Raw genomic sequence first — 14,323 nt, 5'->3', positions numbered from 1 at the left:
GACCGGTCACGCGCGTTCGAGCACGGCCATTTCCCGCACGACCACGAGCAGCACCGCGAGGCTCGCGCCGCCCGACGCACGCAGATCCGCGAGCAGGTGCTCGTAACGCGCGAGCGCGGCCTCGCGGCGCGCGCGCCACGCACCGACGATCGTGTCCGGCGTGGTCGAGTCCGGCGATTCCGCGAGCGCGCTCGTCGCGAGCGTGCGCTTGAGCCGCGCGACTTCCGCGAGTGCGGCGGCGCGCGCGAGCATGTCCCAGTGCGTCGGCGTCGGCAGGGTCGCCGCGCGTTCGCCGATCCACCCGTAATTGAGCAGCGTGCCGAGCGAGAAATAGACGCCCGCGACGAGTTCGAGACTGCGGTTGCTGGTCGCGGCCACTTCGGCGATGTCGAGCAGCGCGGCCGAGATGTCGCCGCTCGCGACGCGTACCGCGAGCGCGCTGTCGACGCCGGCATCCACGAGCACGCGCTGCCGCTCGGACAGCGCATCGAGATCGTCCGCCGGCAGCAGCGACGGCAGTTGCGGCGCGAGCCGCTGTGCGGCGTCGCGGCAGCGCGCGATCAGCTCGGCGACGCCGCCGTCGGCCACCGCGCCCGCTTGCAGGTGCCGCAGGAACCACAGCGCCGCGCGTTCCAGCAGCCGCGCGACGTCGACGAACATGCGCGCCTGCACGTCGTCGGCGACGCGGTTGTCGAGCGCGTCGATGTCGCGCCACACCGCATCGAGGTCGAACACGTCGCGCGCCATGATGCACGCGCGCACGATGTCGCCGGGCTTCGCGTCGGTTTCCTCCATCAGCCGGTGCACGAATGCGCAGCCGACGCGGTTCACGAGCGCGTTGGTCAGGTGCGTCGCGAGAATCTCGCGGCGCAGCGGATGGCGGCGCATTGGCTCGCTGAAGCGCTGCTGCAGCGGCTTCGGGAAGTAGTCGACGAGCATCGCCGCTACCAGCGGATCCTCGGGCACGTCGGATTCGAGCAGCGCGTCGTAGAGCCACATCTTGCTGTACGCGAGCAGCACCGCGCGCTCCGGCGACGTGAGGCCGAGCTTCGCGGCCTGCCGCTCGGCGACTTCGTCGTCGGTCGGCAGGAATTCGATCACGCGGTTCAGGCGGCCCGCGCGTTCGAGCCAGCGCATCAGGCGCGCCTCGGCGTCGAGCAGCTCGACCGCATAGCGGCCCGCGATCGACAGCGCCTGCGTCTGGTAGTAGTTGTCGCGCAGCACGAGCAGCCCGACTTCGTCGGTCATCTCGGCGAGCAGCGCGTTGCGCTGCTTCTCGGTCATCTCGCCGTCGGACACGACGAGCCCGAGCAGGATCTTGATGTTGACTTCGTGATCCGAACAATCGACGCCGGCCGAGTTGTCGATCGCATCGGTGTTGATGCGGCCGCCGCGCTGCGCGAACTCGATGCGGCCGAACTGCGTGCAGCCGAGATTGCCGCCTTCGCCGACGACCTTGCAGCGCAGGTCCGCGCCGTTCACGCGCACCGCGTCGTTCGCGCGGTCGCCGACCTGCGCGTGGGTTTCGCGCGCGGCCTTCACGTAGGTGCCGATGCCGCCGTTGTACAGCAGGTCGACCGGCGCCTGCAGGATCGCGCGGATCAGCTCGGTCGGCGGCAGCGCGTGCGCGTCGATGCCGAGCGCGGCCTGTACCGCCGGCGACAGCGGGATCGTCTTCGCGGTGCGCGGATACACGCCGCCGCCCGGTGAAATCGCGGCCGCGTCGTAGTCGGCCCAGCTCGAGCGTTCGAGCGCGAACATGCGCTGGCGCTCCGCGAAGCTCGTCGCCGGGTCGGGGTTCGGGTCGAGGAAGATGTGCCGGTGATCGAACGCGGCGACGAGCCGGATATGCGGCGACAGCAGCATCCCGTTGCCGAACACGTCGCCCGACATGTCGCCGACGCCGACCACGGTGAAGTCGGTCGTCTGCGTGTCGATGCCCATCTCCCGGAAGTGCCGCTTCACCGATTCCCACGCGCCGCGCGCGGTGATCGCCATCTTCTTGTGGTCGTAGCCGACCGAGCCGCCGGACGCGAACGCATCGTCGAGCCAGAAGCCGTATTCGTGCGAGATCGCGTTCGCGTAGTCGGAGAAGGTGGCCGTGCCCTTGTCGGCGGCGACGACCAGGTACGGATCGTCGGGGTCGTGGCGCACGACGTCGGGCGGCGGCACGATCGCGTTGCCGGCGAGGTTGTCGGTGAGGTCGAGCAGCCCGCGCAGGAACGTCTGGTAGCACGCGATGCCTTCGCGCATCCAGGCTTCGCGATCGGTCTGCGGCGGTGGGTTCTTCACGACGAAGCCGCCTTTCGAGCCGACCGGCACGATCACGACGTTCTTTACCATCTGCGCCTTCATCAGCCCGAGCACCTCGGTGCGGAAATCCTCGCGGCGGTCCGACCAGCGCAGGCCGCCGCGCGCGACGCGTCCGCCGCGCAGGTGCACGCCCTCGACGCGCGGCGAATACACCCAGATCTCGAACATCGGCTTCGGTTCGGGCAGGCCGGGCACCTTCGCCGGGTTGAACTTGAACGACAGGTACGGCTTCGATTCGCCGTTCGCGTCGGCGAGGAAATAGTTCGTGCGCTCGGTGGCGTTGATCACGCCGAGGAACTGGCGCAGGATGCGGTCCTCGTCGAGGTTCGGCACCTGGTCGAGCGCGCCTTCGATCGCCTTCAGCAGCCGTTCGGCCTGCACGTCGCGCGTGTCGCCGATGCGCGGGTCGAAGCGCAGCAGGAACAGCTCGACGAGTTGCCGCGCGATCGCCGGATTGCCGGTCAGCGCGCGTTCGATATACGCGTCGCTGAAGGTCGAGCCGACCTGCCGCAGGTATTTCGCATACGCGCGCAGGATCGTCACTTCGCGTGCGCTCAGGTGCGCGCGCAGCACGAGACGGTTGAAGTCGTCGTTTTCGATCCGGCCGCTCCAGATCCGGTCGAACGCGTCCTCGAACAGGCCTTTCACGCGCTCGATGTCGAACTCGGTATCGTCGGCGAGCTCGAGGCCGAAATCGTGTACCCATGCATGCGCGGCGTCCTGCGTCTGGATCCGGTACGGCCGCTCCTCGTCGACGCGCACGCCGAGATGTTCGAGCATCGGCAGGCTGCGCGACAGCGCGATCGGATCGCCCGCGCGATACACCTTGAAGCGGAACGCGCGCGGCTCGGCCTCGATCGGGCGGTACAGGTTCATCGCGAGCTGGCCCGAGTCCTTCACGCGCTCGATCAGCTCGATGTCGCGCACGGCCGTGCGCGCCGGGTAGTCGTCGCGATAGCCGGCGGGGAACGAATCGGCATAGCGCTGCAGCAGGCGGTTGCCTTGCTCTTCGCCGAATGTGTCGAGCAGCGCGTCGGCGAGATCGTCCTGCCACCGGCGCGTGACCTGCACGAGCCGCGTTTCGAGCTCGCGCGTGTCGACGTCGGGCATCGTGCCCGGTTCCGCATGCACGACGAAATGAATGCGCGCGAGCGCCGATTCCGACAGCAGCGGCGTGAACTCGACGTTCACGCCGTTGTACGCATCGACCAGCAGCTTCGCGATGCGGCGGCGCAGATCGGTGTTGTACTTGTCGCGCGGCACGAACACGAGACACGACACGAAGCGGTCGAAGCGGTCGCGGCGCACGAACAGCCGCGTGCGCTGGTGTTCCTGCAGGCGCAGGATGCCGAGCGCGATGTCGTAGAGCCGGTCTTCGTCGGCCTGGAACAGTTCGTCGCGCGGATAGGTTTCGAGCACCGTCACGAGCGATTTGCCGAGATGCCCCTTCGGCAGGAAGCCCGCACGCCGCACGATGTTCGCGCACTTGCGGCGCACGATCGGGATCTCGGTGAACGAACCGAAATAGGCGGTCGACGTGTAGAGGCCGATGAAGCGGCGCTCGCCGGTGACCTTGCCGTCGGCACCGACGAGCTTCACGCCGACGTAGTCGAGATAGCCGGGCCGGTGCACGGTCGCGCGCGAATTCGCCTTGGTCAGGAAGATCGGCCAGGGGCCAGTGATGATCTCGGCGGCGGCCGGCGGCAGCGGCGTCACGTCGGGCGCGCCGGACGTGCGCAACGATTCGCGCAGGATGCCGAAGCCCGAGCCCTCGATGCCGCGCAGGCCGAAACCCGTGCCGTCCGATACGAGTGCGTAGTCGCGCTGGCCGAGGAACGTGAAGTGATCGGCGGCCATCCATTCGAGGAACGCGCGTGCCTCGATGTCCTCCGCGGTCGATTCGCGCGCCTTCATCTCCTTGATCGTCGCGCGGGCGATGTCGACGATCTTCGGCCAGTCTTCCACCGACGCGCGCACGTCGCCGAGCACGCGCGCGATGTCCTCGCGCAGCGTGTCGAGCAACGCGGCGTCGCCGCAGCGGTCGACTTCGAAATGGATGAACGACGCGAGTTGCGACTGGCCGTCGCCGGACGTCGCGCCGCCCGCGTCGACCCGCTCGATGCCGCCGCCGGCGCCGCGCCAGATGCGGAACACCGGATGCAGCGCCGAATGCAGCGCGAGCCCGAGACGGTTGATGGCCATCGTCACCGAGTCGACGAGGAACGGCATGTCGTCGTTGACGATCTCGATCACCGTGTGGTCGGAATGCCAGCCGTGCTGTTCGAGGATCGGGTTGTACACGCGCAGGCGTTCGCTGCCGGGCACGAATTTCTGGGCGGTCTGCCAGTGCGCCATCGCGGCGCCGTACAGGTCGGCGATGCCGCGACTCTGCAGATCGTCCGCATCGACGAAGTCGTAGTAATGACGCAGGAAGGGTTCGACGATCCGGAACGTGGCGTCGGGCAGGCGAGCGCGCGCGAATTCGACGACATCGGAGAGCAGGTGTGCGACGACTTCCTCGTTCTTCGCTTCCATGGCGGTCTCCTCGTCGGGTGGCCATCGGCTGCTGCGTCTGCCCCGCATTATGCGCCGATTGCGTGACGAAGCGATGTGCGGGCGCACAACGGCGGCGGGCGCCGCGGGGTAGGGTTAGGGTGCGGCACCGGGCAGACGACGCCGAAGCGACGCCGCCCGTGTCGCTCAACCCTCATCGCTCCACAGCTTCCCGGCCGTCGCCCAGTTCTCCTTCTTCACGTCGGTGAGAATGATATCGACCGAGCCCGGCGCGCAGCCGAGCGTCTCGCACGTGACGCGCGTGATTGCTTCGACGAATGCGCGCTTTTGCTCGACGGTGCGGCCTTCGAACAGCTGGATATTGAAAGTCGGCATGACACATGCTCCGGTTGGGATTGAACGATTGAAGACGAGCGATTCGGTACGGTGCGGATGCGGCGTCAGTCGCGATACGACGGATCGATCCGGTCGAGGCGGCGCAGCAGCGCCGGCCATTCCAGTTCGCCCTCGATCACGCCGCCGGCGCGCAGTTGTGCGGCGGTGCGCTCGGCGATGGCCGGTTCCGGCAGCACGAGGGGCCCGCCGCCTGCTTGCGCGCGCAACTGGATGTCGCACGCCTTGATCAGCGTATCCATCAGCACGTACGCTTCGGCGACGGTCCGGCCGACCGTCAGCGTGCCGTGATTGCGCAGCAGCATCGCGGATTTCGCGCCGAGGCTTGCGGTCAGCCGCGCGCCTTCGGCCGGCGAGAACGCGAGCGCCTCGTAGTCGTGGTACGCGAGATCGCCATGAAAGCGCAGCGCGTGCTGCGACGCCGGCAACAGCCCGTCGCGCTGGATCGACACGGCAACGCCGGCCGTATTGTGCAGGTGCATCACGCAGACGGCGTCCGCGCGCGCGGCGTGCACGGCCGCATGCAGCGCGAAGCCGGTCACGTTGACCGCGTGCTCGCCGTCGCCGATCCGGTTGCCGGCCAGATCGATCTTCACGAGGTTCGATGCGCGGACCTCGTCGAAGGTCAGGCCGAACGGGTTGATCAGGAAGTGGCCCGGCTCGCCGGGCACGGTTGCGGACAGATGCGTGTAGATCAGGTCGTCCCAGCCGTTCAGCGCGACGAGCCGGTACGCGGCTGCGAGGTCGACGCGCAGCTTGCGTTCGGCGTCCGAGATCGGGCCGCCGGGCTTCACGGCATCAGGACGGTGTGCGAATGACATCGGGTTCTCCGAGGGTGAGGCGGCGCGCGACGGCTACGGTCACCCATGACGCGAGCGCGAACGGGGCCGTGAACACGGTAATGCCTGCGCGCATCGCGAGCCACTGGATCAGCGCGGCGAGGGCGGCGGCCGCGAGCGCCGCACGCGGCCCGCGCGACATCAGCGCGAGCGCGGCGAGCGCGCCATTGAAGCTGAGCAGGCCATCGGCGAACGATGCGTCGCTCGCGCCGAGCGCGACGAGCAGCACGGTCGACGCGATCGCACCGCCGAGCGCGAACGCGGCCGCGCGGCGCGACGCGACGGCCAGAGCGGCGACGACCAGCGCGCCGGCCCATGCGCCTTGCGCGAAGGTGGTCTGAGCGACGCCTGACAGCAGCGCGTCGGTTGCGGAAGCGAGCGTCGGCACGGGATCGGCGCTCGCGCCGTCCGCATGCTGCGACGCGACAAACGGCAGCCACAGCGCGGTGACGGCCAGGCACGGGCTCGAATACGGGCACTGGCGCCAGCGGGCGAGCGGCGCCCGCATCGCGCGTTGCACGAGCGCCGCGCCGATCGCGACCAGGGGCACCAGCGCGACGGCGGCGAGTTGACCGGGCGCGAACAGGACGGCGATCAGCGCGGCCAGCGCGCCGTTGAAGCCGTGCAGCCCCTGTTCGACGTCGCGGCGCTCGGCGCCCGTCAGCACGGCCGTCATGCTGGCGGCAGCCGAGCCGACCAGCGCCGCGCATGCGAGCCACAGGTCGGTCAGCGCCAGCGCGGCCAGGAGCAGCGCGCCGGTGAGCGCATGCGCCTGGAGCACGATCTGTCCGACGCCGCGCAGCAGGATGCGCAGGTCGATCGACGGCGAGGCGGGGCGGGCGGTAGGCATGATGGCGGCGGAGCAGGACAAGCCGCGAGCATAGGGCACGTTTCGATGCACCGGAATAGGGAATTCTGGATAGTCAGGATTTGTGGCGAATGCCCTGATGTGGGGCATGGTCGGTGTGTATTCGGCGCGGGGGTAGTCGACTTCGCCGAGCGGCTCGGCGCCCCGGTCATGTTGACCACGGCGACCCACCGTTGGACGAAATCGCGTATCGCTCCGAGAGCCCGACCAGGCTGTGATCTCAAGGCGATATGGTTGCGGTTCGACCACGCTCGCCGGACGCGGACCGAAGCTCGATAGCGAGGTCTGCTCTCGCGAATGCGCTGTTGTAGAACCGTGCGGCAAGGGGACTCTGGGTCTCGACTCGCCCACGAAGGCCGCCACGTTCAGCCATTCGTTCTCGCACCGGGCATTGAATGCGTATAATACGTACAATACGTATTACTCGTCCCGGAGACGCCATGGTCACCATTACCGCAACTGAACTGGCCCGCCATACTCGCCAGATCCTCGATCAGGTCGCCCAACGCCGTGAGACGATCGTGGTCGAACGCAACCAGACCGTGATCGCGCGACTGGTTCCGGCCGAGCCCGTTATGGACGCCGCACAAGCGCTCGAAGGTTTGCCTGTAAGTTTCGACGCCGAGGACGCAGCCCGTTGGCTGCGAGATAGTCGCAGCGGCTTCGAAGACGGAGTTCGTGATCCGTGGGCATGATCATCGACAGTTGCGTGTGGGTGGGGCTGGCCGGCGGCACGATCGAATCGCGTGCCGTGATCGACACGGCGGGCGATGCGCCTGTGTTCATCTCGACGATTTCGTTGGGCGAACTGGCATTCGGCGTGCAGGCTTGCGCGGACGCTGCCGAACGCGCGCGGCGCGCCGCCCATTTGCGCCAACTTGAGCGCCGACCTGTGCTTGAAGTCACGCGCCACACTGCGGCCGCTTTCGGGGTGCTGGCTGCTGCTGTCAAGCAGGCGGCCCGCTCGCCGCGGCCGCGCTACAACGATCTGTGGATTGCAGCGCAGGCGATTGAGCACGGCTATGCGCTGATGACGCTGAACGTCGCGGATTTCGCTGATTTGCCAGGGCTAACCGTGCGCGTGCCACATGCTTGAACGTGAACGAGTGGCGAGCGTGAATCTGGACTTAACCTTGGACGGTGCGCCAGCCACCGGGTGGACCGAGTTCGCCGTTCGAGGATGAGCGCGGAGCGGCGCGAGTCGTGGAAGCTATCCGATCGGCGTTCGAGGAGCTGGCAATAGCCGCCGAACACGAATGACGCGCGCTGGGCTCATCGACGGCGGCATTCTCGACAGCCGGGATTTGTGTGACGATGCCTCGATGTGCGGTAACAAGGAGGCGGCAGAATGCGCGAACTGCGGTGGGCGTCGCTCGAGGGCGACGGAATCGAACATCTGACGTTTGACCGGAATGATTCCGGCATCGTCGTCGAAAGCGCGGTGGTCGGCCAGCGGTACGGCCGTGCGTACGGGCTGGCGTATCGCGTCGAGTGCGATGCGCAATGGCGCGTGACCTACGCGGTGCTCAAGGTGATGGGCGGCGGCACGCTCGAACTGCGCGGCGACGGGGCCGGGCACTGGCGCGACGGTTCAGGCCGCGAACTGCACGAGCTCGACGGCTGCATCGACATCGACATCGCGGCGACGCCGTTCACGAATTCGCTGCCGATCGGCCGCCTCGGCCTCGCGCGCGGCGAGCGACGGCCGATCGACGTCGCGTACATCTCGACGCCGGATCTGAAGGTCACGCCGGTCAAGCAGGCTTATGCGTGCATCGAACCGGGCCGTCGCTACCGATACGAAGGCATCTTCCGGAATTTCACGGCGGAGATGGACATCGACGACGACGGGCTCGTGATCGACTACGAAACGTTGTTCAAGCGTTTGCCGCCGCTGCGCTGAATGGCCGCTCCCGTCCGCATGGCCGGCGTCGCCGCCGGTACTGCCGCGACCGCGGCCCCTTCATGCGCGGACGCGAACCGGTCGATCCGCGACGCGATCAGGTCCGGATGGCGCAGCACGATCCAGTGCGCGCCGTCGATTTCCTCGCGCACGTGCTCGCCGAGCCAGCGGTCGAGGTCGGCCGACATCTCGGGCGTCACGTAGCGGTCGCGCACGGGCACCAGGATCTGCACCGGCGCCTGCGCATACCGTTCACGCGGCTTGCGGGCCCGCGCGATGAAATTCGCGCGGTACATCTGCATCCCGTTCAGCGCGTTCTTCAGTTGCGCGGGATCGCGCTCGGCGCGCACGCGCTCGGTGATCTGCAGCCAGCGCGGCCACAGCGCGGCGCCGCCGAGCCGCCACACCAGCGACGGTACGAGCGGCAGATGGAAGAACGCGATGTACCACGATTTCAGGCTCTGCTTGAGCCGCATCTTCGCGCGGAACACGTGATCGAGGCACGGGCCCGAGATCGACGTGTACGACGCGATGCGGCCGCGCAACGCAGGGTCGGTCACGGCCTCCCAGCACTGGATCGAGCCCCAGTCGTGGCCGACGAGGTGGAACGGCCGGCCGCCGCAGGTCGCGTCGGCCACCGCCTTCAGGTCGCCGGCGAGCCGCTCGAGCGTGTAGTCGGCGCGGCGGCGCGGCGCATCGGATGCGCCGGCACCGCGCACGTCGTACGCGATCACGCGGTAGCGCTTCGCGAGCCGCGCGCGGATCGGCGCCCACACGGCTGCCGAGTCGGGGTAGCCATGCACGAGGATCAGCGGCGGCGCGCGACGCGGCCCGCTGACGTAGACGGCGAGTTTCACGTCGCCGGACGGGACGGTCAGCATCTCGTGAGGGTGCGCCATCGCGTCATGCCTGCGCAACCGGATGCAGCGGCACGCGGCGCGGCGCAGCCTGCGCCGCATAACGCGCGTTGGTCGCGTCGATGTTGGCGAGCAGCGTGTCGAGCCCCTGCAGATACTGATGGTTGTCGTGATCCCACGGATGGAAGCCCGGGCGGAAGTAGTCGAGCCATTCTCGCGCGATGCTCGGGAACACGCCATTCCTCGGGCTGTACAGATACTTCACGAGGCGCCACATGCCGCCGAACTTGCCATGCTTGCGACGGTGCGACAGCATCAGCCGCACGTGGAAGTCGAACACGATCGTCCAGAACATCACGGTCGTAAGCAGCATCGTGCCGGTGCGCAGCAGGTAGCTGCCGAGGCCCGGCTTCATCACGACGTTCCACACGTCGTACGACACCGCCTTGTGCTCGGTTTCCTCCATCGCGTGCCACATCCACATCTGCTGATAGCCTTCGACCGACCCGTCGATCCGGTGCTCGTGGCCCGACAGCAACTGGTTCGCGAGGATCGCCGTGTAGTGCTCGAGCGCGATCGTGATCGCGAGCTGCATCGAATGCGGCAGCGTCTTCTTGAAGAAGCCGAGGATCGTCCACAGCCGCTTGTCGAGCTTGTGCGCGGGCAGGCCGGACGCCTGCAGCAGGTCGTTGTACTCGATGTGCTCGCGCGTGTGCATCGCTTCCTGGCCGATGAAGCCGAGCACCTGCTTCTTCAGCTCGGGATCCTCGATCCGGTCGCGGTAATTGCGCACCGAGTCCATGAAGAAGCGTTCGCCGGCCGGAAACAGCAGCGACAGCGCATTCATGAAGTGCGTGACGGGTACGCCCTGCACGTGCCAGTCCTTCGCGCGTTCGGGCGGCAGCGCGAAACGGATGTCGCGCCGCACGGGCATCATGTTCGGTGTCGTCATGATTGTTCTCCCTGATTGCCTGCATTGTTGTAGGTGGCGTGCACCGGCGCCGGCGTGCCGCGTGCGGCGCGGCGGGCCTTCGCGGCCTCGCGGCGCGTCGCGAGCACGACGAGCGCCTGGTATGCGGCGGGCAGGATGCGCGCCATCCAGTCCGCGCCCTTCGCGTCGCGGCCGATCAGCACGCGGCGCTTGTTCTTGCGCACGCCGGCGAGGATCGTGCGCGCGGCGTCGTCGGCGCTCGTGATGAAGAACTTCTCGAAGCTGTCCTTGCCTTGCTGTTCGCTCTCGACGATGAAGCCGACCATGTTTTTCGCGACGCGGCTCGACTGCGCGATGTTCGTGCGGATGCCGCCCGGATGCACGCACGTGGCCGACACGCCGCACTTCATCATGTCGAGTTCCTGGCGCAGCGATTCGGTGAAGCCGCGCACCGCGAACTTGGTCGCGTTGTAGCCGCTCATGCCCGGCTGCGCGAAGATCCCGAAGATGCTCGACGTGTTGATCACGTGGCCTTCGCCCGACGCCTTCAGGTGCGGCAGGAACGCCTTCGTGCCGTGCACGACGCCCCAGAAGTTGATGTTCACGATCCACTCGAGATCGCCGTAGTCCATGCCTTCGATCGTGCTCGACAGCGCGACGCCCGCATTGTTGAAGATCAGGTTGACCTTGCCGTGCTCCCGCGCGGTGTCGTCGGCCCACGCGAACATCGCGTCGCGATCGCCGACGTCGAGCACGCGCGTCGACACGCGCACGTTCGGCGCGATCGCGCGGACGATCCGTTCGGTTTCCGCGAGGCCGACGCCGTTCTTGTCGGCGAGCGACACGTGGCAGCCGGCCTGCGCGAGCTGGATCGCGAGCGCGCGGCCCATGCCCGAGCCGGCGCCCGTGATCGCGGCGACCTTGTTGGCGAAATCTCTCATGTCGGTGGCTCCTTGTCTGGCTCAGGCCGCTTCGGCGGACGTGGAAGCGGAAGCGGCCGGCGCGGCGGCGGGCCGCGCGGTCGTGTCGTGCGGTGCGCGATACGCGTGGTAATCGGCGATCGAGAAGCGCGCGGTCGCCTGGCGGAAGCGCCACGTGAAGCCCGGCCACAGCGTCGTGTTCTTGCCGGTGCGCGGGTCGAGGTACCAGCTCTTGCAGCCGCCCGTCGACCAGATCGCCTTTTTCAGCTTGCCCTGCAGATCGTTGTTGAACTGGGCCTCGACGAGCGGGCGCACCTCGATCGCGTCCGCGTGCTCGCGGCGCATCGCCTGCAATGCGCCGAGGATGTATTCGATCTGCGACTCGATCATGAACACCATCGAGTTGTGGCCGAGGCCCGTGTTCGGGCCGACGATCATGAAGAAGTTCGGGTAGCCGGGCAGCGTCGTGCCGAGATACGCGTGCGCGCCGTCGCGCCAGGCGTCGACGATGTCGAGGCCGCCGCGGCCGACGATCGCGCCGCGCGGATACGGGTCGGCCACCTGGAAGCCGGTGCCGTAGATCAGGCAATCGACTTCATGGCGCTTTCCGTCGGTCGTCACGACCGCGTCGGCTTCGATGTGGTCGATGCCGGTCGTGATCACGTCGACGTTCTTGCGCGACAGCGCTGGGTAATAGTCGTTCGAGATCAGCACGCGCTTGCAGCCGAGCGTGTAGTTCGGCGTCACCACCTTGCGCAGTTCCGGATCGGGGATCTGCTTGCGGATGTGGCGCAGCGCGAGCTTCTGCACGTTCTTCATCAGCGACGGATGGATCGCGAAGCCGAGCACGCGCGATTCGAGCATCCAGTAGATGCCGCTGCGCACGACCTTCTGCGTGAACGGCAACGTGCGGAACAGCCATTTCTCGAAGCCGGTGAGGTTGCGGTCGGGCTTTGGCATGATCCACGGCGGCGTGCGCTGGAACAGCGCGAGCGACTTCACGCGCGGTGCGATCCGCGGCACGAACTGGATCGCGCTCGCGCCGGTGCCGATCACCGCGACGCGCTTGCCTTCGAGCGGATAGTCGTGATCCCACTGCTGCGAATGGAACGCGCGGCCCTGGAAGGTTTCGACACCGGGGATTGCCGGCAGCGCGGCGCGCGACAGCCCGCCCATTCCCGACACCAGCACGCGCGCGGACAGCCGCTTGCCGTTCGCGAACGTGAGGCGCCAGCGTTGCGCGGCTTCGTCGTACTCGGCGCGCTGCAACTCGTGATTCAGCCGCAGGTACGGGCCGATGCCGAAGCGCTGCACGCAGTCTTCCAGATACGCTCGGATCTCCGGCTGCGGCGCGAACATGCGCGTCCAGCGCGGGTTCGGCGCGAACGAGAACGAATAGACGTGCGATTGCACGTCGCATGCGCACCCGGGGTAATGATTGTCGCGCCATGTGCCGCCGACCGACGCGGCCTTCTCGAGGACGACGAAGTCGGTCACGCCCGTTTGCTTCAGGCGGATCGCCATCCCGAGGCCGGCAAAGCCGGTGCCGATGATGGCGATGTCGATGGTTTCGTCCAGGCCGTCGTGGCCGGGTGGACCGAAAGGCAACGTGCGAGCATTCATCCGGGTGTCTCCGATCTGGCTCATTTTTTAATGTTACATTGGTTGATGTAACGATAGTGGGTGAACCCGGAAACCGCAAGAGGCTAGAGGCGGCGCTCTAAGGGCCGGAAGCCAGACGGGAAAAGGCTGAGCGGGGTTTGGAACGGTCCGGCTTCCGCAATGCGGGATGAGCGGAAAAGGCCGTCGGTAGGGCAAGACAGGGCAAAACCGGGGCCGCCCACGCGCGGCGGCCCGTTTGAAACGGTATCAGGGGCTGATCGACCGGCCGGCGATCTCATGGAAAACCCCGGCCACGATCGTGATCTGCGCAAGCGCATAGAGGCCCCAGATCAGATAGTCGATGCCCGGAAAAACGCCGAGGAAGCGGCCGACGCCGATCAGCGTGTCGGAGCCGACGAAGATCAGGCTGCCGATGGCGACCAGCGGGCCGCGCGTGCGGGCGGCGAGCGCGAAGCTCGCCATCATGCACAGCACGAGCATGTAGACGGTGACCGGCGCCAGCAGCTCGCCGAGGTGCGGGAAGAACGCCGCGTAGAACGCCGGCGCGGCGATCCACAGCCCGACGAGCGCAACGGTGCGCCAGCCGTGCGGCCGCGCGCGCCATCGAAAGAAGATCGCGCAATAACACGCGTGCGTGAGCAGGAATGCGCCGAGGCCGAGGACGAACGACAGCGGCCAGTCGGGCAGCGCGAGCAGCACGTCGCCGAGCACGGCGGTCGCGAGCGCCGCGCACAGCCATGCGCGTTCGCGCGCCGCGCCGCAGGTGCTGCCCGCCGCGAGCAGCAGGATGCCCATCGCGGCTTTCGCGGCGGCCTGGCCCGGATAGGGGGCGGCGGCGAGCGACAGCCCGTACAGCAGCGCCGCGGCGATGGCGAGCGGCCAGAGCCGGCGGTAGGTGGCGGGAAGCGTGGCGATCAAGGCGGGTGTCTCCGGTTTGTTGTCGTCTGCGGTGGACGACGCGCCGTCGGGGGCGCGGCTGCCGGCCATTATCCGGAAGAACGGGCACGCCAAAACCGGCGAATCCTTCTAGGAAACGACGACGGCGGCCTGCGCTGCGGCACCGGATTTTTCCGCGCGTTGCCCCGGCGGAACCGGGGCAACAGCTGCGATTCGGCTTGCTATGATCGCCGCGGTATTGCCGTTGTCGCTGTCGATGTCCCGC

At 67.8% G+C, this 14,323-nt stretch carries 12 protein-coding genes; 3 read left to right on the top strand and 9 right to left on the bottom strand.

Annotated features, from left to right (window positions below):
• Window positions 1-6: 6 nt before the first annotated feature.
• From LGN10_RS09890 to LGN10_RS09875, 4 genes are all read right to left on the bottom strand, one after another.
• Entirely contained in the window at window positions 7-4,848 is a 4,842-nt protein-coding gene (locus tag LGN10_RS09890; RefSeq protein ID WP_226223115.1) for an NAD-glutamate dehydrogenase, read from the bottom strand.
• Between the two features lie 165 nt (window positions 4,849-5,013).
• Window positions 5,014-5,202 carry a 4-oxalocrotonate tautomerase gene (locus LGN10_RS09885; RefSeq protein ID WP_011547447.1) on the bottom strand — a complete coding sequence of 63 codons (189 nt, stop codon included), beginning with the start codon at window positions 5,200-5,202 and terminating at the stop codon, window positions 5,014-5,016.
• Between the two features lie 65 nt (window positions 5,203-5,267).
• Window positions 5,268-6,041 (bottom strand): class II aldolase/adducin family protein, encoded by a 774-nt coding sequence (locus LGN10_RS09880; RefSeq protein ID WP_226223114.1) that lies wholly within the window; start codon window positions 6,039-6,041, stop codon window positions 5,268-5,270.
• Window positions 6,019-6,909, bottom strand: coding sequence for an urea transporter (locus LGN10_RS09875; protein WP_226223112.1), 891 nt, complete (start codon window positions 6,907-6,909; stop codon window positions 6,019-6,021). The genes LGN10_RS09880 and LGN10_RS09875 overlap by 23 nt, the downstream gene beginning before the upstream one ends.
• A gap of 458 nt (window positions 6,910-7,367) precedes the next feature.
• On the opposite strand from LGN10_RS09875, the gene LGN10_RS09870 reads away from it, so the two are divergent.
• The 3 genes from LGN10_RS09870 to LGN10_RS09860 all read left to right on the top strand — a co-directional run bounded on the left by LGN10_RS09870 (window position 7,368) and on the right by LGN10_RS09860 (window position 8,830).
• Window positions 7,368-7,622 (top strand): type II toxin-antitoxin system Phd/YefM family antitoxin, encoded by a 255-nt coding sequence (locus LGN10_RS09870; RefSeq protein ID WP_226223110.1) that lies wholly within the window; start codon window positions 7,368-7,370, stop codon window positions 7,620-7,622.
• A complete protein-coding gene (locus LGN10_RS09865; protein ID WP_226223108.1) occupies window positions 7,613-8,023 on the top strand; it encodes a type II toxin-antitoxin system VapC family toxin in 411 nt (136 codons plus the stop codon). The genes LGN10_RS09870 and LGN10_RS09865 overlap by 10 nt, the downstream gene beginning before the upstream one ends.
• A 252-nt stretch (window positions 8,024-8,275) precedes the next feature.
• Entirely contained in the window at window positions 8,276-8,830 is a 555-nt protein-coding gene (locus LGN10_RS09860; RefSeq protein WP_060968772.1) for a putative glycolipid-binding domain-containing protein, read from the top strand.
• Here the strand turns inward: LGN10_RS09860 and LGN10_RS09855 are convergent.
• The 5 genes from LGN10_RS09855 to LGN10_RS09835 form a co-directional block, all read right to left on the bottom strand.
• Complete coding sequence (locus LGN10_RS09855) at window positions 8,791-9,729, bottom strand: alpha/beta fold hydrolase (RefSeq protein ID WP_226223106.1); 939 nt, start codon at window positions 9,727-9,729, stop codon at window positions 8,791-8,793. The genes LGN10_RS09860 and LGN10_RS09855 overlap by 40 nt on opposite strands.
• A 4-nt stretch (window positions 9,730-9,733) precedes the next feature.
• Complete coding sequence (locus tag LGN10_RS09850) at window positions 9,734-10,639, bottom strand: metal-dependent hydrolase (RefSeq protein ID WP_059584914.1); 906 nt, start codon at window positions 10,637-10,639, stop codon at window positions 9,734-9,736.
• Complete coding sequence (locus LGN10_RS09845) at window positions 10,636-11,559, bottom strand: SDR family NAD(P)-dependent oxidoreductase (protein ID WP_059584915.1); 924 nt, start codon at window positions 11,557-11,559, stop codon at window positions 10,636-10,638. The genes LGN10_RS09850 and LGN10_RS09845 overlap by 4 nt, the downstream gene beginning before the upstream one ends.
• Window positions 11,560-11,580: 21 nt before the next feature.
• Window positions 11,581-13,161 (bottom strand): flavin-containing monooxygenase, encoded by a 1,581-nt coding sequence (locus LGN10_RS09840; RefSeq protein ID WP_124657881.1) that lies wholly within the window; start codon window positions 13,159-13,161, stop codon window positions 11,581-11,583.
• Between the two features lie 246 nt (window positions 13,162-13,407).
• Entirely contained in the window at window positions 13,408-14,079 is a 672-nt protein-coding gene (locus LGN10_RS09835) for a lysoplasmalogenase (protein ID WP_226223104.1), read from the bottom strand.
• Window positions 14,080-14,323: the final 244 nt, after the last annotated feature.

The sequence above is a fragment of the Burkholderia sp. AU32262 genome, assembly GCF_020419985.1.
GTDB classification, from domain to species: domain Bacteria; phylum Pseudomonadota; class Gammaproteobacteria; order Burkholderiales; family Burkholderiaceae; genus Burkholderia; species Burkholderia semiarida.
Note: the sequence above shows the minus strand (reverse complement) of the source record. Positions and strands in the feature narration are given on the sequence as shown.